The sequence below is a fragment of the Arthrobacter halodurans genome, assembly GCF_041877255.1.
Taxonomy (GTDB): Bacteria; Actinomycetota; Actinomycetes; order Actinomycetales; family Micrococcaceae; genus Arthrobacter_N; species Arthrobacter_N halodurans.
Genome location: NZ_JBHDLJ010000014.1, coordinates 19,044 through 39,233 on the forward strand (window position 1 = coordinate 19,044; position 20,190 = coordinate 39,233).

19 protein-coding genes are annotated in these 20,190 nt (G+C 72.9%); 12 read left to right on the forward strand and 7 right to left on the reverse strand.

What is annotated here, in order from left to right:
• Positions 1-29: 29 nt before the first annotated feature.
• A complete protein-coding gene (locus ACETWP_RS14335) occupies positions 30-446 on the forward strand; it encodes an Hsp20/alpha crystallin family protein (protein ID WP_373972943.1) in 417 nt (138 codons plus the stop codon).
• Between the two features lie 310 nt (positions 447-756).
• On the opposite strand, the gene ACETWP_RS14340 is transcribed toward ACETWP_RS14335, so the two are convergent.
• Positions 757-1,578, reverse strand: coding sequence for an ABC transporter substrate-binding protein (locus tag ACETWP_RS14340; protein ID WP_373972944.1), 822 nt, complete (start codon positions 1,576-1,578; stop codon positions 757-759).
• Positions 1,579-1,726: 148 nt separating this feature from the next.
• On the opposite strand from ACETWP_RS14340, the gene ACETWP_RS14345 reads away from it, so the two are divergent.
• From ACETWP_RS14345 to ACETWP_RS14355, 3 genes are all read left to right on the forward strand, one after another.
• On the forward strand, positions 1,727-2,248 hold the full coding sequence (locus tag ACETWP_RS14345) for a hypothetical protein (RefSeq protein ID WP_373972945.1): 522 nt from the start codon (positions 1,727-1,729) through the stop codon (positions 2,246-2,248).
• Positions 2,249-2,878: 630 nt separating this feature from the next.
• Entirely contained in the window at positions 2,879-4,072 is a 1,194-nt protein-coding gene (locus ACETWP_RS14350; RefSeq protein ID WP_373972946.1) for an MFS transporter, read from the forward strand.
• 62 nt (positions 4,073-4,134) lie between these two features.
• Positions 4,135-4,329 (forward strand): hypothetical protein, encoded by a 195-nt coding sequence (locus ACETWP_RS14355; protein ID WP_373972947.1) that lies wholly within the window; start codon positions 4,135-4,137, stop codon positions 4,327-4,329.
• Between the two features lie 380 nt (positions 4,330-4,709).
• On the opposite strand, the gene ACETWP_RS14360 is transcribed toward ACETWP_RS14355, so the two are convergent.
• The 4 genes from ACETWP_RS14360 to ACETWP_RS14375 form a co-directional block, all read right to left on the reverse strand.
• A complete protein-coding gene (locus ACETWP_RS14360) occupies positions 4,710-5,405 on the reverse strand; it encodes a flavodoxin domain-containing protein (protein ID WP_373972948.1) in 696 nt (231 codons plus the stop codon).
• Between the two features lie 161 nt (positions 5,406-5,566).
• Positions 5,567-7,576, reverse strand: a complete 2,010-nt coding sequence (locus tag ACETWP_RS14365) for an SIP domain-containing protein (protein ID WP_373972949.1) — start codon at positions 7,574-7,576, stop codon at positions 5,567-5,569.
• Between the two features lies 1 nt (position 7,577).
• Complete coding sequence (locus tag ACETWP_RS14370; RefSeq protein ID WP_373972950.1) at positions 7,578-8,546, reverse strand: FecCD family ABC transporter permease; 969 nt, start codon at positions 8,544-8,546, stop codon at positions 7,578-7,580.
• 155 nt (positions 8,547-8,701) lie between these two features.
• Positions 8,702-9,796 (reverse strand): FecCD family ABC transporter permease, encoded by a 1,095-nt coding sequence (locus ACETWP_RS14375; RefSeq protein WP_373972951.1) that lies wholly within the window; start codon positions 9,794-9,796, stop codon positions 8,702-8,704.
• A 35-nt stretch (positions 9,797-9,831) separates the two neighbouring features.
• On the opposite strand from ACETWP_RS14375, the gene ACETWP_RS14380 reads away from it, so the two are divergent.
• Positions 9,832-10,698: an MBL fold metallo-hydrolase gene (locus tag ACETWP_RS14380; protein ID WP_373972952.1), complete on the forward strand. Its 867-nt coding sequence runs from the start codon at positions 9,832-9,834 to the stop codon at positions 10,696-10,698.
• A 38-nt stretch (positions 10,699-10,736) separates the two neighbouring features.
• Here the strand turns inward: ACETWP_RS14380 and ACETWP_RS14385 are convergent, their stop codons facing one another.
• Positions 10,737-11,771, reverse strand: coding sequence for an ABC transporter substrate-binding protein (locus tag ACETWP_RS14385; RefSeq protein ID WP_373972953.1), 1,035 nt, complete (start codon positions 11,769-11,771; stop codon positions 10,737-10,739).
• A 204-nt stretch (positions 11,772-11,975) separates the two neighbouring features.
• Here ACETWP_RS14385 and ACETWP_RS14390 point away from each other — a divergent pair, with 204 nt between their 5' ends.
• The 5 genes from ACETWP_RS14390 to ACETWP_RS14410 all read left to right on the forward strand — a co-directional run bounded on the left by ACETWP_RS14390 (position 11,976) and on the right by ACETWP_RS14410 (position 17,020).
• Positions 11,976-12,779: an SDR family NAD(P)-dependent oxidoreductase gene (locus ACETWP_RS14390; protein ID WP_373972954.1), complete on the forward strand. Its 804-nt coding sequence runs from the start codon at positions 11,976-11,978 to the stop codon at positions 12,777-12,779.
• Positions 12,780-13,216: 437 nt separating this feature from the next.
• Entirely contained in the window at positions 13,217-14,170 is a 954-nt protein-coding gene (locus ACETWP_RS14395; protein WP_373972955.1) for a siderophore ABC transporter substrate-binding protein, read from the forward strand.
• 33 nt (positions 14,171-14,203) lie between these two features.
• Positions 14,204-15,247: an ABC transporter permease gene (locus ACETWP_RS14400; RefSeq protein WP_373972956.1), complete on the forward strand. Its 1,044-nt coding sequence runs from the start codon at positions 14,204-14,206 to the stop codon at positions 15,245-15,247.
• The gene (locus tag ACETWP_RS14405; protein ID WP_373972957.1) at positions 15,240-16,265 is read left to right on the forward strand and encodes an iron chelate uptake ABC transporter family permease subunit; all 1,026 of its coding nucleotides are present in this window, start codon (positions 15,240-15,242) and stop codon (positions 16,263-16,265) included. Before ACETWP_RS14400 ends, ACETWP_RS14405 begins: the two co-directional genes overlap by 8 nt.
• Positions 16,262-17,020, forward strand: coding sequence for an iron ABC transporter ATP-binding protein (locus ACETWP_RS14410; protein ID WP_373972958.1), 759 nt, complete (start codon positions 16,262-16,264; stop codon positions 17,018-17,020). The genes ACETWP_RS14405 and ACETWP_RS14410 overlap by 4 nt, the downstream gene beginning before the upstream one ends.
• A 126-nt stretch (positions 17,021-17,146) precedes the next feature.
• Here ACETWP_RS14410 and ACETWP_RS14415 read toward each other — a convergent pair whose 3' ends face one another.
• Complete coding sequence (locus tag ACETWP_RS14415) at positions 17,147-18,253, reverse strand: mechanosensitive ion channel family protein (RefSeq protein ID WP_373972959.1); 1,107 nt, start codon at positions 18,251-18,253, stop codon at positions 17,147-17,149.
• Positions 18,254-18,506: 253 nt separating this feature from the next.
• Here ACETWP_RS14415 and ACETWP_RS14420 point away from each other — a divergent pair, with 253 nt between their 5' ends.
• Both ACETWP_RS14420 and ACETWP_RS14425 read left to right on the forward strand, forming a co-directional pair.
• A complete protein-coding gene (locus ACETWP_RS14420) occupies positions 18,507-19,061 on the forward strand; it encodes an AMIN-like domain-containing (lipo)protein (protein ID WP_373972960.1) in 555 nt (184 codons plus the stop codon).
• 112 nt (positions 19,062-19,173) lie between these two features.
• On the forward strand, positions 19,174-20,163 hold the full coding sequence (locus ACETWP_RS14425) for a PhzF family phenazine biosynthesis protein (RefSeq protein ID WP_373972961.1): 990 nt from the start codon (positions 19,174-19,176) through the stop codon (positions 20,161-20,163).
• Positions 20,164-20,190 lie beyond the last annotated feature (27 nt).

The following is a 20,190-nucleotide window of genomic DNA, read 5'->3' on the forward strand; positions in this document are numbered from 1 at the left end:
CCACAGAACAGCGATGCGAGGAGACCACCATGGCAGGCCTAGTCAGGCGCGACCGGTTCGATTTCATCCCGGAGCAGTTCCGCAAATTCATCGAGGGCGAATGGGAGTCCCCGTGGTTGCGGGTCGAGGAGTTCGAGGAGGGCAACGAGCAGGTCGTCCGCGCCGAACTGCCCGGCCTCGACCCGGAGAAGGACGTCGAGATCACCGTCGCCGACAACATGCTCACCATCAAGGCCGAGCGCGAAGAGAAGTCCGAGCACAAGGAGAAGAGCAGCTACCGCTCCGAGTTCCGCTACGGCTCGATGGTGCGCACGGTGCCGCTCGCGGCCGGGACCAAGCAGGAGGACATCCGCGCGACCTACAAGGACGGCGTCCTCGAAGTGCGCGTGCGGGTGCCCGAGCAGCCGACCCCCACCGCGACGAAGGTGCCCGTCACCCGCGGGTAGCCGGCGCTGCCGCCCCGGCACGCAGGCGTTCCGCCTCCCCCGGCGTCCCTCTTCAGGCCGGCCGCCGGGGGCTGAGCGCCGCGTCCCGGTGGCGCGCCGGGCGGGACCCACCAGCCACCGCGGCCCCCGCCCCTGGCCGAGCTTTTTTGAACCGGTGGGCGCCTCCCGCGTCGCGCCGGTCACCGCCCCACTTCCGGGTTTCCCGCGCAGGCCTCGTCGAGCAGGGAGTTCTCGAACAGCTCCGCGGCGGAAATCTGCTATCCCGCGAAGCGCAGGACCTCGACGTTGGCGGCCGCCAGCTCGTCGCGAATCATGAACCGCTCGCTCTCTTCCGTCTCCTTGCTGAAGGCCAGGGCGCCCTGCGCCGCCGCCCCCTCTTCACCCTCGCGGGTTCAGCCCGAGGTCGGCCCGCGCGCCCCGTAGGCCGGGCGGGCGGACCGCGTCGGAGTCCGTGAGGGCGTCCCTCCCTCCCTCCCTCCCCCCCCCGACGGTGGCGGTCAGCAATGCCGTGCGCTCGCCGCGACAGGTCTCTAAGTTCTCCCCGGTGGTGGCGAACGCCCCGGCGACGAACGGCAGGCCGTGGTCGGCGAAGGGCATGGACGCCACGTCGAGCCCCTTGAGCCCGGGGGGGGGTGACCTCGTTGGGCAGCAGGTCGATCTGACCGTCGACCTCGCCGTTCATCAGCGGATGCGGGTCGAACTGGGCCGGCACCTTCTCCACCTCGGACGGGCCCATCCTGTTGACCGTCAGAAGGGCCGCGCACCGGGTCTCGTCGGTGCAGTCGGCGGCCCCGATCCTCTGGCCGACCAGGCCCCCGGAGTTTTCGTGGGGCTCGTCCGCAAGCCAGTGGGCGGCGATCGGGTTCTTCTGGAACTCGGCGCCGATGACCTTCAGCGGCACGCCCGCCTCGGCCGTGGATCCGGCGGCGATCGGGGTGGTGGTGCCCCCAGGGCGCTCCCGGACGGCACCGTGGGCTCGGGGGAGGCGCCGCTGGGCCCATCCGAGATCGGGTTCGCGGCATCGAAGCCGACCTCCCGGTAGTGGCCGGCGGAGTCTGCGAACGACTCGCCCGGGGAAGACGGCACGGAACGATCGTTTCAGCGCCCTGTGTCTATCGGTACGACTGCGCACACGGGTTCCCGATGCGCCGCGATCCCGCCCGGCGGCGCTACCTCTAGCCCCGGGGCGGGGTCAGGGATAGCATGTCGTCGTCTCACGCTGATCATGCGCCTCAAAAAGCGCATCAGTCCCATACGTCACAGCATCGGATGTTGCCACCATGAAAAAGATTCTTGCCACCCTGGCCGCCTGCGCCCTCGCCCTCGCCACGGCCACGGCCGCCGAGGCCGCGCCCCGCCAGACCATGACCACGACCTACGTCACGGGCTACAGCATGCAGGACAACGATCCCGCCGGATCGCGGGCCATCGCCTATTCCCAGCTCTGGGGCTTCAAGACGCGCCACCAGCAGGCCGGAGGCGACGGGACCTACGCCAACCCCATCACACTGGCCGTGAGCCCCGGCCGGTACGCCCCCGGCACCCGCATCTACATGCCGCACGTCGACCGGTTCTTCGTCGTCGAGGACTCCTGCGCCAGTTGCGGCGCGAAGTCGTCGTGGGTCGACATGTACGTCGGCGGAACCATGTCCGATCCGACGTCCAAGGTGGACGCCTGCATGGCCCAGCTCACCGGCAACTACCGCATGGTGGTCAACCCCACCCGGTACCACAAGGTCGTGAAGGGACCCCTGTACAACTCCCGGACCGACACCTGCGCGAAGGTCACCGTCCGCGGCTAACTCGGATCGGCGCGCGCCCCGCGGTTGCCCTCGGCGGGTCGCGCGCCCCTTCCCGCCCCCCAGCGCCATGGAACGCGTGATGCAGTGCCGACCGCGGTCCGTGACGAACGTTTGGAAGACCCCGGACGCGCCCATCCCTCGCCACTTCCTTCAGCGTCGACATTGCGTCGTGGGCGCTGGAGGAGCTCGGTGGCGAGCCCGAAACCCTCGCCGCCGCGGAGGAGCGCATTTCCCTTGGGGAGCGTTGCGTGCGCCGTCGGTCGCGTCCCCGCGCAACTGCGTCCGAGGCGGACCAGCGCGATCTCAGCGGGCTCCCGCGCCCGAACGCGCACCTTCGAGTCGTCGTCGTGGTCCAGCAGCGCCCGCAACGACGCGAGCATCTCGGCGGGGCCCGTCCGGCCGCGCGGATCAGGAAGATGCGGTCGAACCGCTCCTCGGACGCGCGGGGGGCCGCCACCCACGCCGCGGCGTGCGGGCGGCCGTCCGCCACGCCCGCGGCCCACGCCGGGATCGGGGCGCAGGGCCCCGGGACGCCAGGAGCTCGTCGCGGCCGGCGGTGTTCCGGCGGTGCGGGACGGTCGGCGGCACGGCGATGGCGCGCGGGGGCGCCGCACACGACAGGATGGGTGCGTGAACACCTCCCACCGCCGCTGGCTTCCCGCGGGCCTGTCCCTCACCCTGGTCGGCTGGGGCGCCAACCAGTTCGCGTCTCTGCTGGCGTACTACCGCCAGGAGCACGGCTTCTCGGAGCTGGCGGTGACGTCCATGCTCGGCGTCTACGTGGCCGGGTTGATCCCCGCGCTCCTGGTGGGCGGTCCGGCGTCGGACGCCCTGGGCCGGCGGGGACTGACGCTGGGCGCCATCGGGCTGTCGGTGCTGGCCAGCGCCGCCATGGCGTTCGGCGGGTCCAGCGCGTGGCCGCTGTTCGCCGGGCGGCTCCTGGCCGGCGTGGCCACCGGGGTGGCGCTGGCCGCGGGCACGAGCTGGGTGAAGGAGCTCTCGCAGCGTCCGTGGGAGGAGCAGCCGCCGGCCGGCGCGGGCGCCCGGCGCGCGGCGCTGGCGACGACGGCGGGCTTCTGGCTGGGCCCGGTGGTCAGCGGCCTGGTGGCGAACTGGGCGCCGGCGCCCGGGGTCCTGCCCTACGTCCTGCACATCCTGCTGTGCCTTCCGCTGCTCTGGTTCGCGTCGCGGCTGCCCGAGACGCGGCGGCGGACCGGCGCCTTCCCGCGCGGCGCCTTCGCGGCCCTGCGGACGACGCCGCACGCCCGGTTCCGCGGGGTGGTCGCCCCGGCGGGGCCGTGGGTCTTCGGATCCGGCACGATCGGCTTCGCCGTCGTCCCGGGCCTGATCACGGACGTCGGGGACTTCCGCCTGCTCTATTCGACGGCGGCCGTGGCCCTGACGCTCGGCTGCGGCGTCGCGGTCCAACCGCTGGCCCGCCGGATCGACACGGAACGCTCCGCCCGCGCGCTCCTGGTGTCGCTGGGCACGGTGCTCGCCGGGCTGCTGGCCGCCGTTCTGGCGGTGCTCGCCCAGAATCCGTGGGGCGGCCTGGCCGCGTCCTCGGTGCTGGGCGCGGGCTACGGCCTGCTGATGGTGTCCGGGCTGCTGGAGACGCAGCGGATCGCGGGCCCCCTCGAGCTTGGCGCGCTCACAGGCCGCTACTACACGCTGGCCTACCTCGGTTTCCTCGCCCCGACGGCGCTGGCGTTCGCGGGCCTGTGGTTCGGGCCCCTCGTGCTGCTGGGCGCGGTGATCGCGCTGTGCGCCGCGTCGACGGCCGCGGTCGCGGCGGGATCCCGGCGCCACCTCGCCGGCGGGTGAGGCCCCGGCCCGGACCGGGTGCGTCACAGACGCGGGCCCGCACCGGGGCCTACGATCGGGCCATGGGCAGCACCCCGGGCAACGGCCAGCGGCATCAGGTGAGCCGCGGCGAGACCAAGTTCGGCTGGGCCGACGTGCATCTTCCCGCCGCGTCGGGACCGGCGGCCGCCGCATCCTCGGTGGTGGCGGTGTCCGCGCTTTCCCCGACGCCCGGGGCCCTGCGGCCCGACGCCGCGCCCTCCCCACCACCGGCCTGATCCGGGCCGCCGGCGGATCCTTGCCGTGCCTTGATTCGGACGGGGCTTCGCCCCCGTCCGGCGCGGTCAGGCCAGCTGGACGACGGGGGCGTCGCCGCCGGTCCCCGTGAACGTCCCGCGGTCGATGGTGATGAGCAGCAGGGCGATCGGGGCGATTGCGACGGCGGGTGCGGGTCGCCTGCGCGGGCACCCTTAGGTCCGAATTCCCATGCGGCACACAGCGGAGTCCAAGGTTCGGCCCATATCGTTGCAATTACCTCATGAAGGTGCGAGTGATGAAGAGGGCCCCAGCCATCCCCCCAAGGCTGGGGCCTTCGTCATGTCCGGCGCAGGTCGGGAGCTGGCGGCGCGCCTCCCGCCGCAACCGCTTGGCGGCCGCGCTAACGGTCCGTTGGGCCGGCCTCCCGCTGCACCTCGAGATCCCGCAGGATCGACGAGGACCACGCGTCGATCTCGGCCCAGTCGCGGTAGTCGCCGAAGCGCCCGCCCACGGCGCGGAACAGCGCGCCGATCCAGCGCGGCATCTGCTCGGGGCGCATGACCCCGGAAAAAACCGTGTGCCCGCGGGCCGCCGCGAAGAGCGGATGCGCCTCCTCGATGCGCTTCGCCTGAGCGTCGCGTGCCATCCGCCGCAGCGGCCGCGGCAGGCCCTGGGACATGCCCACGCTGAAGAGCCACGTCGGGCCGTGCCGCAGGGCGGCCTCGTTGCGCGCCAGGAAGGACTCGGCCGCCGGTAGCCAGCGCTGGTTATGGACGGCGCTGCCGAGCACCACGGCGTCGTAGCCCTCGACGCCCCCGAGGCCCTGAACGGGGGCCACGGTCACCTCGGCCCCCTCGCCGCGCAGGACGGCGGCGACGCGGTCGGCGATCCCGGCCGTGGAGCCGTGCTGGCCGGCGTAACAGACGGCGATGCGCATGCCCATCTCCTTCCGGGTCCCCCAAGCATAGGAAGCGGCGGCGCCGGACGGAAGGCGGTTCGGCGCGCCGCCCAAGTCCGCCGCGTCGCGCACGCGGTCCGCCCCGGCGCCCAGCACCACGACGACGTCGGCGCAGCCGCCGGCGCGCAGCTCGCCCACGAGCAGCGTGACCAGAGGGCCGCCGCCGCGCGGCAGCAGCGCCTTGGGCCCGCGGCCAGGACGACGCCGGTCGGGGGCCGCGGGCGTTTCGGGACGGAGCTCACCGTGTCAGGTAGCCCGGCCCCTCGCGGTCCACGCGGGCGCCGAGCGCGGCCGGACCGTCAGAGCTCGGCCTTGCCCCTCCTCCAGTAGCCCATGAAGGCGACCTGCTTGCGGTCGATCCCGGCGTCGCGGACCAGGTAGCGCCGCAGCTCCTTGATGGTGCCGGCCTCGCCGGCGAGCCACGCGTAGAAGGGCTGCGTGGCGCCCGAGGTCGTCTCCCAAAGGATCGTCGAGTCAACGTCGACGTCCTCCGGCTCCGCGCCCGTGTCCACCGCCCCGGCGGCCGGGATGGCGACGGCCGAGCGCACCGCCGCGCCGAGCAGCTCGCCGTGCGGGCGCGAGTCCCGCGGCAGCCACTGGACCGTGACCCCCGAGCGCGTGAACGAGCCCTGGATGTCGTCGACGCCCGGGACCTCGATGTACGCGTTGCCGGTGATGCCGGGCGGGAGCGATTCGAGGATGGAGCAGATCGCGGGGGCCGCGGTCTCGTCCCCGGCCAGCAGGATGCGCCGGGCCGCGCCGGGGCGGAACTCCACCCCGCCGTAGTCGGGGCCGCAGAGGTTCCGGTTCGGACCCAGCATCGTCAGGCGGTCCCCGGCCGAGGCCTCCGCCGCCCAGACCGACGCCGGGCCGCCCACCAGCCGGCCATTCTCCCGGCGCACGTGGAGGACGAAGTCGACGTCGAGCTCCGGGGCAGGACCCACGTTGCCCGGGTGTCCCGCCGGCCGGAAGGAGCGGACGGAGTAGGTGCGCATGGCGCCGCGCTCCGACGCGTCGATCGCCAGCCAGCGCCGGTACCAGCCGGTGGCGTCCTCGTCCGAGACGGTCCCGCCCGGACGCAGGCCGGCGAAGTGGTCCGCCGGTCCCGGGTGGACGTCGGCGTCGGTCCGCGGGGGGATGATCATCTTGATGCGCAGGTCCAGCGGGTGGCCCCCGGTGCCGAAGTGCGCCAGGTCGGCGCCGGTGAAGGTGATCCGACGGAAGCTCGGCCCCAGGTCCTGCACGGCCACGGCGGTCAGCGTGTAGGCGAGCGTCGGGCAGATTTCGAGGCTGGAACGGCCGGGCGTCTCGACGGGCTCGGTCTCGGCGGGCTCGGTCTCGACAAGCTCGACCACCGGGGTCTCGGCGGGCTCGGTCTCGACAGGCTCGACCACCGGGGTCTCGGCGGGCTCGGTCTCGACAGGCTCGACCACCGGGGTGTCGGCGGGCGGGGTCTCGACAGGCTCGACCACCGGGGTCTCGACATGTTCGGCCAGCGGGGGCCGGGCCGTCTTGCGGCGGACGATGCGGTTCCGCCCGATCGGCAGCACCAGCGGGGTGCCGGCCACGGGGTCCGGGATGACGCGGCAGGGCATGCCGAACACGTCCTGCACCATCTCCTCGGTGACCACGTCGGCCGGCCGGCCCTGCGCCACGATCCTGCCCTCCTTCAGCGCCACGAGGTGGTCGGCGTAGCGCGCGGCGAGGTTCAGGTCGTGCAGCACGATCGCGACTGTCGTGCCGCGGCGCCGGTTGAGGTCGGCGACGACGTCGAGCACCTCCAACTGGTGCGCGACGTCCAGGAACGTCGTGGGCTCGTCGAGCAGCAGGAGGTCGGTCTCCTGGGCGAGTGCCATGGCGATCCACGCGCGCTGGCGCTGGCCGCCGGAGAGCTCGTCGACCGGACGCTCGGCCAGGTCCCCCGTCCCGGTCGCGTGGAGCGCGCGGTCCACCGCGGCGTCGTCGTCCGCGCTCCAGCGCCGGAACCAGCCTTGGTGCGGGTAGCGACCCCGACCGACGAGCTCGCGCACCGAGATCCCGTCCGGAGCGACCGGGGCCTGCGGCAGCAACCCGAGGACGCGGGCCACGTCGCGCGCCGGGCTCTCGCGGATGTCCCGGCCGTCGAGCAGCACGCTCCCGCCGGCGGGCTTCAGCAGGCGGGCCAGCCCGCGCAGCAGCGTGGACTTCCCGCAGCCGTTCGCGCCGACGATCATGGTGACCTCGCCCGCGGGGAGCTCCAGCGTCAGGTCCTCCACGACCTTCGCCGCGTCGTAGGACAGGGTCAGGGAGCGCGCCTCCAGGGTCGCCATCTCAGCCTCCGGTTCCGTTCTTGTTGGAGCGCACCAGCAGCCAGAGGAGGAACGGCGCGCCGAGGGCGCCCGTCACCACCCCCACGGGCAGCTGGGTGTCGCCGAATGCGTTGCCGGCCAGGAAGTCCGCGCCCAGCACCAGCACGGCGCCGGTCAGGGCCGAACAGGCCAGGTGGGTGCGGCCGCCGGACAGCATGCGGGCCAGCGGGCCCGCGAGGAAGGCGACGAACGCGATGGGCCCGGTAACGGCGGTGGCCACCGCCGTGAGCGCCACGCCGAGCACCACGAGGCCCAGCCGGGTGCGACCGACGTCGAGCCCGAGTCCCGCGGCCGCGTCGTCGCCGAGCTCGAGGATCCGCAGCCGGGACCCGGCGAGCGCCGCGAACGGCAGCAGCAACGCGACGGCGCCGCCCAGCAGCGCGGCCCGCTCCCAGTTGCTCGAGGAGAGGGACCCGACGAGCCAGTGCAGGGCGTCGCCCGCGGTGCGTACGTCGGTGCGCGTGAGCAGGTAGCTGATCACGGCCTGCAGCATCGCCGCGAAGCCGATGCCCGTGAGGATCAGCCGGCCGCCGGTGTGGCGGCCGGAGTCGGCCAGCGCGTAGACCGCCAGCGCCACCGCGAGCGCCCCGGCGAACGACGCGAGCGCCAGCGGCAGCCCCTGCAGGCCGAAGACCAGCATGCCGACGACCGCCGCGGTGGCCGCCCCGTAGCCGATGCCGATGACGTCCGGACTGGCCAGAGGGTTGCGCAGCAGCGTCTGGAACAGGGAACCGGAGAGCCCGTACGCGGCTCCGGCCAGGGCACCGACGACGGCGCCCGGCAGCCGGTCCTCCAGGACGATGAAGCTCGCCCCGGGGACGGTCTCCCCGCCGAGGATCGCGACGAGGTCCGCCGGGGACACGGTGTAGGAGCCGAGGAGCACGTTGGCCAGCACCAGCGCGACGACGCCGGCGCCCAGCAGCCAGGCCACCGCCGTCGCCCGGCCGGGCCGGACGGTCGCGGGCCTGACTGTCGCGGGCCGGGGACGCCGCGCGCGCCGCGTCGGTGGGTGCACCGGTGTGTGCGTCGGGGGTTGCGCCGCGCGTTCCCGCGCGGCCTCGGGCGCGTCCGCGGGCTGGACGCGGCTCACAGCGCCACCCGCTTCCTCGCGCGGACCAGCCAGATGAAGACGGGGCCGCCGATCACGGCGGTCATGACGCCGACCTGCACCTCGGTGGGCGGCAGCACCACGCGGCCGGCGACGTCGGCCAGCAGCAGCAGCACCGGCCCGGCCAGCAGCGAGAGCGGCAGCAGCTTGCGGTAGTCCCCGCCGACCAGCGCGCGCAGGGCGTGCGGCACGACGAGTCCCACGAAGGCGATCGGCCCGGCCAGCGCCGTCGCCGCGCCGCACAGCAGCACGACGCCGGCCGCGGCCAGGGCGCGCGCCCTGCCGACGCGGATGCCCAGGCCGCGGGCGGCGTCGTCCCCGAGGGCCAGGGCGTTGAGCAGGCGCGCCGAAAGCAGCGCCACGGCGCCGCCGGCCACGAGGAACGGCGCGACCTGCCCGATCTCGTCGACGGAGCGCGCGCCGAGGGTGCCGACCTGCCAGAAGCGGAAGGCGTCGAGCGCCTGGCTGTTCATCAGCAGCACCGCGTTCATGACGCTGGACAGCCCGGCGGCGAGTGCGGCGCCCGCGAGGGCGAGCTTGACCGGCGTCGCCCCCTCGCGGCCCAGGCTGGCGACGGCGTAGACCAGGACCGCGGCCGCGGCGGCGCCGGCGAACGCGAACCAGATGTACCCGGTGACGGTCCCGAGGCCGACCAGATGGATCCCGAGCACGACGGCGAGGGCCGAGCCGGCGTTGATGCCGAGGATTCCCGGGTCGGCCAGCGGGTTGCGGGCGACGCCCTGCATCAGCGCGCCGGCGACGCCGAGCGCCGCCCCGACGACCAGACCGGCGAGCGTGCGCGGGATGCGCGACAACACGACGGCGTGGTCCCCGTTCGCCGGGTCCGTCGCCGCCAGGGCGTCCCAGACCGTGCCCAGTCCCGTGGCGCGGGCGCCGACGGTCAGCGACAGGACGACGGCCGCCGCGAGGAGCGCGGCCAGGACGGCGGCGGTCGCGAACGCGCCCCGGGAACGCGGTGGGCGGACCGGCGTCGTGCCCGGCGAGGTGACGGTGCTCATGGGCGTGCTCCTCGGGCGGACCGGCGTCGTGCCCGGCGAGGTGACGGTGCTCATGGGCGTGCTCCTCGGGCGGACCCTAAACTGGGGGCATGGATGACACGCCGACGTGGGACCAGGGACAAAACGGCGAACTCCGACGGGTGTCGGCGTTCGCGTCCGTGCTGACGGCACCGAACCCCGGACCGATGACCCTCGACGGCACCAACTCGTACGTGCTGGGCCTCCCGGGCGCCGACTCCGTCATCGTGGTGGATCCGGGGCCGGCCGACGAGGGACACCTGCGGGCGCTGGCCGGGGCCGGACGCGTGGAGCTGGTGCTCGTCACGCACCGGCACCCCGACCACACCGAGGGCATCGACCGCCTGCACGAACTGACCGGGGCGCCCGTCCGCGCGGCGCTCCCCGAGTTCTGCCGGGACGCGGCGCCCGGGACGGACGCGGGATCCGCGCACGGCGCTCAGCCGCTGGGAGACCGCGAGGTCATCCGCGCGGCCGGGCTGCTGGTACACGTGCTCTCGACCCCGGGCCACACCTCCGACTCGGTCAGTTTCTTCCTGCCCGGCGACGGGGCGCGCGGCGCGATGCTGACCGGCGACACCATCCTGGGCCGCGGCACGACCATCCTCGACTTCCCGGACGGCACGCTCGGCGACTACCTGGCCAGCCTGGAGATCCTCGGCGGCTTCGGCGCGGCCCGGCTGCTGCCGGCCCACGGCCCGGACCACGTGGACCTGGGCGCCGTCGTCGCGCAGTACCGCGCACACCGCGTGGAGCGGCTGGACCAGATCCGCGCCGCGCTCGCGGGGCTCGGCTTCGACGGCATCGGGGCGGCGCCGTCGGCCGCCGCGGTCGCCGACGTCGTCTACGCGGACGTCGACCCGTCCGTGCGCGGCGCGGCCGAGCGATCCGTGGCCGCCCAGCTGCACTACCTGCTGGGCGGCCCGGGCCGGCTGTAGCCGCGCGGCCAGGCGGCCGGGGCGGATTTCGTCGTCGATCAGGACGTCGCCGCCTGCGCGGCCTCGACCACGAGCGGGGTGAAGTCCTCGAGCGCCCAGGGGAGGCTGAGCGGGCTCGAGGCGGAGATCGCCAGGGTGAGCTGGTCGTCCGTGATGCTCACGAGCCCGCCGCCGGCGACGCCCGGGATCTGGCCGAACAGCGCGTGCTTCTCGATGGCCTCGTTGGTGGTGCCCTCCGGGAGCCAGGTGAAGAAGACGTCCGACTCCAGCTCGTTCGCCCGCTCGGCCGCGAACGTGTAGTAGAACTCGCCCTCCTTGGCGTTCTCCGCGACCACCGGCGCCTCGGTCATGCCGAGGGCGGTGAGGAAGCGCGGGCGGTTGTCCCCGCCGGCGTAGACGCTGAGGGCCTGGGTGGCGGTGTCGAGGTTGCCGGCGATGAAGGTGGACTCCTTCAGGACCGGGTTGGCCTCGGCGACGGCGGCGATCTGGGCGTCGACGTCCCGGGTGACGGACTCGGCCTCCGCGGTCTTGCCCAGCGCCGTGCCGATCGTGGCGGTGGCATCCTGCCAGGACGTGGTGTAGTTCGGCTCCAGGGGCCCGACCACGGGGGCGATCTTCGAGAGCTTCTCGTAGTCCTCCTCCGTCAGGCCCGAGTAGGCCGCGAGGATGACGTCGGGACTGAGCTTGGCGATCTCCTCGAAGTTGACGCCGTCGGTCTCGTCGTACTGCGCCGGGGCCTTCTCGGTGCCGATGCCGGCGCCGAGCTCCTCGAGCTTCGCGTCCTTCCAGTCGGTCGAGCCGTTCTCGTTGTTGCCCCACGTGTCCAGCGCCATGCCGACCGGCACCACGCCCAGGGCCAGCGAGACGTCCGCGTTGACCCAGGAGATCGTCGCCACGCGCTGCGGCTGCTCCTCGATGACCGTCTCCCCGTACTGGTGCTCCACGGTGACGGGGAACGCGGCGGAGGACTCCGATGCGGGCGCCTCCGTGGCGGTGGCGCCGGAGCCGCAGGCGGAGGCTGACAGGACGACGGCGGCGGCGGCGAGCAGTCCCGCGCGACGGGAGAAGTTCATGGGATGTCCTTCGACGGTGAGCGGTTGTGGGGTGCGGAACCCCGGACGTCTCCGGGAGGCGGTTCGTCGTTAGGCTATCCTTACTGCCCACGATTACGCAAAAACTGTTTGACGTAATCCCCGCGCCCGGTTTGGCCGCCCACGGTCGACGCACGCGGGGACCGGCGCTTTCCCGGCGCGCCGCGGTTTCGCTACAGTCGTGAGATGCCGAGCACACCACAGCATCCCGAAGCGCACTTCACGACCCATCCCGCCTACACGGCCCTCATCACCGGGGCGACGGCGGGACTCGGCGCGGAGTTCGCCCGGCAGCTGGCGTCGCGCGGGCACGGCCTGGTGCTGGTCGCGCGGAACGGCGAGCGTCTTGAGGCATTCGCCGGGGACCTGGCCGCGCGCTACGCGGTGCCGGTGGAGACCATCCGGGCCGATCTGGTCACGGACGAGGGGATCGAGGCCGTGTCGCGGCGGCTGGCGGACCTCGACCACCCGGTGACGATGCTGGTGAACAACGCCGGACACGGGCTTCGCGGCAACTTCGCGGACAACGACCTGGCGCAGGAGCTGGAGCACCTGCGCATCCACACCGAGACCCCCCTGGCCCTGGCACACGCGGCCCTGGGCGCGATGACGTCGCTGGGCGGGGGCAAGATCATCAACGTGGCGTCGGTGGCGGCCTTCACCCCGCGCGGGACCTACTCCGCGGCCAAGGCCCTGCTCGTGAACTTCAGCCGGTGGGCCAACCTCTACTACCGGGACCGCGGCATCACGGTCACCGCGCTCTGTCCGGGCCTCGTGCGCACCGAATTCCACGAGCGCATGCAGATGAACACGAAGGGGATCCCGCCGTGGGCCTGGCTCGAGGCCGACCACGTGGTCAGCGTCGCGCTCACCGACGCGAACGCCGGCAAGTCCGTCTCCGTCCCCTCCACCCGGTACAAGTTGGCGTCCGCCTTCGCGCGGCTCGCCCCGGATGCCCTCGTGGAGCGCCTGGCCCGTCTCGGCCGATAGCCGCCGCCCCCACGCCACGCTCCCCGGGAACCGCACCCTCTCGGCGCGCCATACCCCGCCCAAGCCGGGGACCGGCGCCGCCGCCCCCACGCTCCCCGGGAACCGCACCCTCTCGGCACGCCATACCCCGCCCAAGCCGGGGACCGTCACGGGGACGGGACGTGGCACGGACGGGAGCGACACATAGCGACCCGCAAGCCGAGGTGACACACGCCACATGTGGTGCGGTCTACCGCGCCAATCCGCCAATGCGGGCCCGCTCCAGCCTCCCGACCGCCCCTCGGACGCTTCCCATCAACCGCCGACGGCTGGAAACTTAGGGTCACCTTGGTATAGCTTCGGGAACATCGACGCGTTACGAAACAAGAACGTGCCGTATTTCTCCCGCACTGAGCGGTCCCACCGCGCCTCGGCGCCCTTCGTCACGGAGCAGAACCATGAAGACTCCCCTGAGCACCCTCCTCGGCACCGTCGCGGCGGGCGCCGCCCTGATCGCGCTGACCGCCTGCGGCGGAGAGGCCGGCGCGAACAACACCGACGCGTCGACCGGCGAAACCGTCTCGATCCAGCACGCCCAAGGCATCACGGACAACGTGCCGGTCAACCCGGAGACCGTCTTCACGTTCGACCTCGGCGTCTTGGACACCCTGGAGGCCATCGGCGTCGAGGCCGACGGCGTCCCCGAGGCGACCTATCCCGGATCGCTCGCCAAGTACTCGGAAGAGAAGTACACGAAGATCGGCTCCATGAAGGAACCCGACTTCGAGGCCATCTCCGCCGGGGCCCCGGACCTGATCGTCGTCTCTGGCCGGACGGCGGGCTCCTACGAGGAGCTCAGCAAGATCGCCCCAACCATCGACCTCAGCGTCGACGCCGCGGATCCGCTGGACTCCTTCCGGGACCAGGCCGAGGCGCTGGGCCGGATCTTCGACGCCGAGGAGTCGGTCGCCGGCCAGCTCGAGGCCATCGACGCCCAGATCGCCGGCGTCAAGGCCAAGTCCGCCGACGCCGGCAACGCGCTCATCCTCATGACGTCCGGCGGCGAAGTCACCGCCTACGGCGCCGGCTCCCGCTTCGGCCTCGTACACGACGTTCTGGGCGTCCCGACCGCCGCGGATGTGAAGTCCGAGGGCAGCCACGGGGAGGCCGTCTCCTTCGAGTTCGTCAAGGAAACCAACCCCGACCTGATGTTCGTGATCGACCGCGACGCGGCCGTCGGGACGACGGCGGGCGGGGCCTCGGACGCCGTGCTCGACAACGAGCTGGTCGATTCCACGAACGCCGCCAAGAACGACAAGATCGTTTCCCTCGACGCGACGTCCTGGTACCTCGTCGGCTACGGCCTGAACAACCTGCCGCAGATGATCGGCGCGGTCGCCGGCGCCCTCTAGGGGTTCGGCACCGAGACCCGGGACGACCAGCACATGGCCGCCCCCGCCCTGAACCGGCCGGCCGCCGCGGACACCCCCTCCGCGGCGGCCGGTCCTCTGCCGCGCCGCCAAGGTGCCAACGGGACGGCCCTCGCCCTGGCCGCCGCCGGAGTTTCCGCGCTGGCCGTCTTGAGCATGTTCGTCGGCGTCTCCGACGTCTCGCTCCCGGCCCTGCTCGCCGGCGATCCCGCGGCGTGGGAGATCCTGCGCGTCTCGCGCCTCCCGCGCACGCTCGCCGTCGTCCTGGCCGGAACCGCCGTCGCGGTGGCAGGACTGATCATGCAGCTCATGGCGCGCAACCGTTTCGTCGAGCCGTCCACCGTGGGCACCGTGGAGTCGGCGACGCTCGGCATCCTCGTGGTGACCGTGGTCGCGCCGGCGGCGCCGCTGCTGGCCAAGATGGGTGTCGCCAGCGTCTTCGCGCTCGCGGGAACGGCACTCTTCCTGGCCGTCCTGAACCGGCTGCCGGTCCGCAACACCCTGCTCGTCCCGCTGGTCGGGCTCATGCTCGGCGGGGTCATCGCATCAGTCACGACCTTCTTCGCCTATCGGTTCGACCTCCTGCAGACGCTCAACAACTGGATGATCGGCGACTTCTCCGGGGTCCTGCGCGGCCGCTACGAGCTGCTGTGGATCGTCGCCGCGCTCGCCGTCGTCGGGTACGTCGCGGCGGACCGGTTCACCGTCGCGGGGATGGGCGCCGACTTCACGACCAACCTGGGCCTGAACTACCGGGCGACCATGCGGCTGGGGCTGGTCATTGTGTCGCTGATCTCCGCGGTGGTGGTCACCAGCGTCGGCGCGGTGCCGTTCCTGGGCCTGATCGTGCCCAACATCGTGTCGCTCGTCTTCGGCGACAACCTGCGGCGCGCCGTGCCCTGGACCGCCGTGTTCGGCGCGGGATTCGTCCTGGTTTGCGACATCATCGGCCGCACGATCCGCTACCCGTACGAGGTGCCGGTCGGCATGGTCATGTCCGTCGTGGGCGCCGCTGCGTTCCTCGTCCTGCTGCTGCGCGCCCGGAGGGTCCGTGCGTAGCGCGGGCGCGGTGTCCCCCTCCCGGCGACGCGACCCGTCCCGGCGGCACCGCCTTCCCCGGCTCCACGAGGCATCCCCCGCCGTCGTGGTCTGCGTCCTCGCCGCCGCCGCCCTCGCCGCCGTCGTGCTGTTCATGACCCTCGACCTGCGCGGCAACCTGGGCTACGTCCTGCCCCGGCGCGCCGTGAAGGTGGGAGCGATGCTGCTGGTCGCGGCGGCCGTCGGACTCTCGACCCTGATGTTCCAAACCGTCACGGCCAACCGCATCCTGACCCCGTCGATCATGGGGTTCGACGCCCTCTACCTGCTGGTCCAGACGTCGCTGGCGTTCACGCTGGGCGCCTCGGCGGTCGCCACCGCGCCGCCGGTCGCAAAGTTCTGCGTGGAGGTGGGCCTCATGGTCCTCTTCTCGATGCTCCTCTACCGCTGGCTCTTCACCGGGGGCACGGGCTCGCTGCATCTGATGCTGCTGGTGGGCATCGTGCTCGGGACGCTGTTCCGCGGCGCGTCCTCGCTGCTCCAGCGGCTGATGGACCCGAGCGAGTACATCATCCTCCAGGACCTGTTCTTCGCGTCCTTCAACCAGGTGGAGCCGGTGCTGCTGGGGGTCTCCGCGCTGGTCGTCTGCGCCGCCGGCGTCTTCGCCTGGCGCCTGCGCCACGTCCTGGACGTCCTGGCCCTCGGGCGCGAGACGGCCGTGAACCTCGGTGTCGACCACCGCCGGACCGTCACGTGGGTGCTGGTGGCCTGCTCGGTGCTGGTCGCCGTGTCCACGGCGCTGGTGGGGCCGGTGACGTTCTTCGGCCTGCTGGTGGTCCACCTCGGCTACCAGCTCTGCCGCGGCTACTCGCACCGCTGGCTGCTGCCCATCGTCGCGCTCCTCGGGGCGCTCACGCTGATCGGGGGCCAGCTGGTGCTGGAGCGCGTCTTCGGGTTCGACACGGCGCTGAGCGTCATCATCGAGTTCGCCGGCGGTCTGCTGTTCCTGTTCCTGCTGCTGAAGGGTTCCCTCAAGTGATCCGGATTTCCGGCGTCTCCAAGTCCTACGGCCCGGACCTGGTGGTCGACGACGTCACCGCCCGGATCCCCCGCGGCGGTGTCACCTCCATCATCGGCCCGAACGGCGCCGGCAAGTCCACGCTGCTCGGCATCGTCTCGCGGCTGCAGGGCCTGGACGCCGGCGCCGTCGAGGTCGGGGGGCTCGACGTCGCCGCCACCCCGAGCCGCGAGCTCGCCAAGACCATGGCCATCCTGCGCCAAGAGAACCAGCTCACCATGCGCCTGACGGTGCGCGACCTCGTCGCTTTCGGCCGCTTCCCCCACTCGGGAGGGCGTCCGACGGTCGAGGACCGCGCGCACATCGACTCGGCCCTGGAGCGGCTCGACCTGGCGGCGATGGCGGACCGGTTCGTGGACGAGCTTTCCGGGGGCCAGCGGCAGCGCGCGTTCATCGCGATGGTGCTCGCGCAGGACACCGACTACCTGCTGCTCGACGAGCCGCTGAACAACCTGGACATGAAGCACTCGGTGGAGATGATGCGGCTGATCCGCCGGCTCGCGGACGACCTCGGCAAGACGGTGGTGGTGGTCATCCACGACATCAACTTCGCGTCCTGCTACTCGGACACCATCCTGGCGATGCGCGAGGGGCGGCTGCTCCACCAGGGAACCCCCGAGGAGATCATGCGCCCGGAGGTGCTGCGCGACATCTACGAGATCGACATCCGGATCGAGCAGATCGAGGGTCGCCGGATCGGCGTCTACTTCGCCTGACCTTCGCTTCCCCGGGCGACGCTCCCCGGCCTCAGCGCGCCATGGGCTCCCCATGGCCCGCACAACCCGGGGAACGTCGCCGGCCCGCGGGCACAACCCGGGGAGCGTCGCCGGCGCGCCCAAGCCCTAGGCCGGCGGGCGGTGGCCGATCGGCTCGGGCAGGGCGTCCGCCTGGTGCTCGCGCAGCCAGCCGATGACGCCCTCGCGGACGATGTTCTGCAGGCTCACCAGGTCGCCCGCGCTGCGAGAACTGACGACGACGCTGAGGGACATCAGCCCGCCGACCACGTTCGACACCGACACCGAGTCCTCCCGGCCGTCCCACAGCTCCGTCGAGTTGAGCAGCTGGGTCACGCGCCTGCGGATGCCCTCCACGGGCGCGGTCCAGTTCAGCTCCAGGGTCACGACGCCGGAGAGGTTGTCGGAGCCGCGCGACCAGTTCTCGAACGGCACGGTGGTGAAATGCGTGGACGGCAGGATCAGCCGCCGCCCGTCCCAGGTCGCGACCACCACGTACGTCAGGGTGATCTCCTCGACCGTCCCGCGCTGCTGCTCGACGAACACGGTGTCGTCCACCCTGATCGCATCGGTGAACGCGATCTGGAGGCCCGCGAAGACATTGGACAGCGTCCCCTGCACGGCGAGACCGGCGACCACGGAGATCAGGCCCGCGGAGGCCAGGATGCCCGCGCCCAGCGCGCGCACCTGGGGAATCAGCAGCAGGACCGCCGCGACGGAAAGCGTCAGCACGACGGCGGTGGCGACGCGCCGGAGCAGCGTCACCTGGGTGCGCAGCTTGGCCATCCGGCGCACCCCGGAAAGGTCCGTCCGGTACTTCGCGAGCAGCGCCGACTCCACGAGGTGCAGCAGGATCGTCAGCAGCCACGCGACGCTGGCGATCAAACCGACCAGCAACAGGAAGTCCACGGCGCCGTGCCAGGGCGCGTCCGGCGCCGTGGCCTGCAGCACGATCAGGCAGCCCGCGAACGAGAGGACCAGCAGGAACGGGATGCGGGCACGGTTCACGTCCGCCCGCAGCAACGGGTGGCCGCGCAGGACGCGCTTGACGATCCGGCCGAGCACCAGGGTGACCACGAGGGCCGCGACCAGGGTGATGGCGACGGCGGCCCAGGGTTGCACGCCCTCGGGCAGGGATTCGACGGTCGCCGCCGAGGCCAACTCCTCGAGGGAGTCGCCGACCAGCGTCGTCGAGGGGACGGGGTAAGGGAGCATTCACCAAGGGTTCCACACGCCGCGGGGCCGGTGCCACGCGAACCGCCGCCGACCGACCCCGCGCCGCCCGCGCGGACCCGCCCCGGGCCCGCCGTTCCGCGGCCGGCGGGGCCCGCCGTTATCCCCCTCACGCCCCCGGGCCGATCCCCGTTCGTGACCACGCATAACATTCGCGCCTCAACCCCGCGGCACCCTTTCGCTCCGCCCCCGCGCGAGCGCACTATGGTGCCGTTCCAACACTTCCGATCTGGAGATGGTCAACGTGAAAGCACTGAGGGTGGGCGCGGTCAGCGCCCTGCTGGTGGCGGGGCTGGGGCTGGCCCCCGTCTCGCCCGCCGGCGCCGCGCCCTATTGCGGCATCAGGTGGGGGTCCGTGGCGGACAGCAAACCCGCATACTCCACCGCCAAGGTGGTCGACGTCCGAGCCGGGCGCCACGCCTGCTTCGACCGGATGGTCGTCGACCTGCGCGGCAAGGTGCGCGGCTACGACGTCCGCTACGTCAAGAAGGTCTACACCGAGGGCGAGGGCCGGCACGTCCCGCTCGCGGGCAAGGCGGACCTGCAGGTGATCGTCCGCGCTCCCGCCTACACCGACAGCGGCCGGGCCACGTACACGCCGGACGACCGCTACCACGTGGTCGACGTCGACGACTACCGCACCTTCCGGCAGATCGCCTTCCTCGGCAGCTTCGAGGGGCAGACGTCGTTCGGCCTCGGCGTCCGGGCGCGGCTGCCCTTCCGCACCTTCGTCCTCGAGGGGCCGGGGAAGACCTCGCGCCTCGTCATCGACGTCGCCCACCGCTGGTAGCCCGGCCCAGGGCCACCGGCACCGGATCCGAAACCGAAACCGAAACCGAAACAGTGGCGTCACGAACCCCGCGCGGCGCCACGCGGGCTCCCTCCTGTGCCACGATGCTCTTATGCACCGCCCCTACAAGCAGGTCGACGTTTTCACCTCGGTCCCTTACCTGGGCAACGCGCTCGCCGTCGTGCTGGACGGCGAGGGGCTCTCCGACGCCGAGATGCTCCGCTTCGCGAACTGGACCAACCTCGCGGAGACGACCTTCGTCCTGCCGCCCACGCGGCCGGGCGCCGACTACCGCGTCCGCATCTTCACCACGACCACCGAATTGCCGTTCGCCGGCCACCCCACGCTCGGCACGGCGCACGCCTGGCTCGAGGCCGGCGGCCGGCCCGCGAGCCCCGGCATGCTGATCCAGGAGTGCGGCGCCGGACTGATCGAGGTGCGCACGGACGCCGCCGGCGGGGACGACGGCGGCCGCCGGCTCGCGCTCAAGGCGCCCCCGCTGGTCCGCACGGGCCCGCTCGAGGACGACGTCCTGGAATGGGCGCTCGCCGGGCTGGGCCTGCGCCGCGGCGACGTGCTGGACCACCAGTGGGTGGCCAACGGGCCCCAGTGGGCGGGCCTGCTCCTGCGCGACGCCGACGCGGTGCTGGCGCTGGAGCCGGACTTCGTCGCGCTCGAGGGGCTGGAGGTCGGGGTCATCGGCGCGCACACGGCACCCGGGACCGAGGCGGCGCGTTATGACTCCGGCGCCCGGGTCCCTCGGCCCAAGGGGGCGCGGGCGGAGCTCGAGCCGCTGCCGGGCAGGACCGCGGACGACGCCGGCGCCGCCTTCCAGTCCGCGGTCGCCGGCGCTCCCGCGGACTTCGAGGTGCGGGCGTTCTGCCCCGGCGAGGGACTCCCGGAGGACCCCGTGACGGGCAGCCTCAACGCGGGTCTGGCCCAGTGGCTCGTCCCCGCCGGCCTGGCCCCGGAGCAGTACACCGTGCGCCAGGGAACCCGCCTCGGCCGGGCCGGATACGTGGACATCAGCACCGACACCGGCGGAATCTGGATCGCGGGCCAGGCCGTGACCTGCATCGACGGCACGGTCCGCACTCGCTAGCCGGCCCGGACCGCCCGGGGACGCACG

Excerpts from the sequence above, each read along its gene's own strand:
- ACETWP_RS14335 (WP_373972943.1), top strand. The coding sequence starts at position 30 with ATGGCAGGCCTAGTCAGGCGCGACCGGTTCGATTTCATCCCGGAGCAG.
- ACETWP_RS14345 (WP_373972945.1), top strand. The coding sequence starts at position 1,727 with ATGAAAAAGATTCTTGCCACCCTGGCCGCCTGCGCCCTCGCCCTCGCC.
- ACETWP_RS14355 (WP_373972947.1), top strand. The coding sequence starts at position 4,135 with ATGGGCAGCACCCCGGGCAACGGCCAGCGGCATCAGGTGAGCCGCGGC.
- ACETWP_RS14365 (WP_373972949.1), bottom strand. The coding sequence starts at position 7,576 with ATGGCGACCCTGGAGGCGCGCTCCCTGACCCTGTCCTACGACGCGGCG.
- ACETWP_RS14375 (WP_373972951.1), bottom strand. The coding sequence starts at position 9,796 with ATGAGCACCGTCACCTCGCCGGGCACGACGCCGGTCCGCCCGAGGAGC.
- ACETWP_RS14380 (WP_373972952.1), top strand. The coding sequence starts at position 9,832 with ATGGATGACACGCCGACGTGGGACCAGGGACAAAACGGCGAACTCCGA.
- ACETWP_RS14385 (WP_373972953.1), bottom strand. The coding sequence starts at position 11,771 with ATGAACTTCTCCCGTCGCGCGGGACTGCTCGCCGCCGCCGCCGTCGTC.
- ACETWP_RS14390 (WP_373972954.1), top strand. The coding sequence starts at position 11,976 with ATGCCGAGCACACCACAGCATCCCGAAGCGCACTTCACGACCCATCCC.
- ACETWP_RS14395 (WP_373972955.1), top strand. The coding sequence starts at position 13,217 with ATGAAGACTCCCCTGAGCACCCTCCTCGGCACCGTCGCGGCGGGCGCC.
- ACETWP_RS14400 (WP_373972956.1), top strand. The coding sequence starts at position 14,204 with ATGGCCGCCCCCGCCCTGAACCGGCCGGCCGCCGCGGACACCCCCTCC.
- ACETWP_RS14415 (WP_373972959.1), bottom strand. The coding sequence starts at position 18,253 with ATGCTCCCTTACCCCGTCCCCTCGACGACGCTGGTCGGCGACTCCCTC.
- ACETWP_RS14420 (WP_373972960.1), top strand. The coding sequence starts at position 18,507 with ATGGTCAACGTGAAAGCACTGAGGGTGGGCGCGGTCAGCGCCCTGCTG.
- ACETWP_RS14425 (WP_373972961.1), top strand. The coding sequence starts at position 19,174 with ATGCACCGCCCCTACAAGCAGGTCGACGTTTTCACCTCGGTCCCTTAC.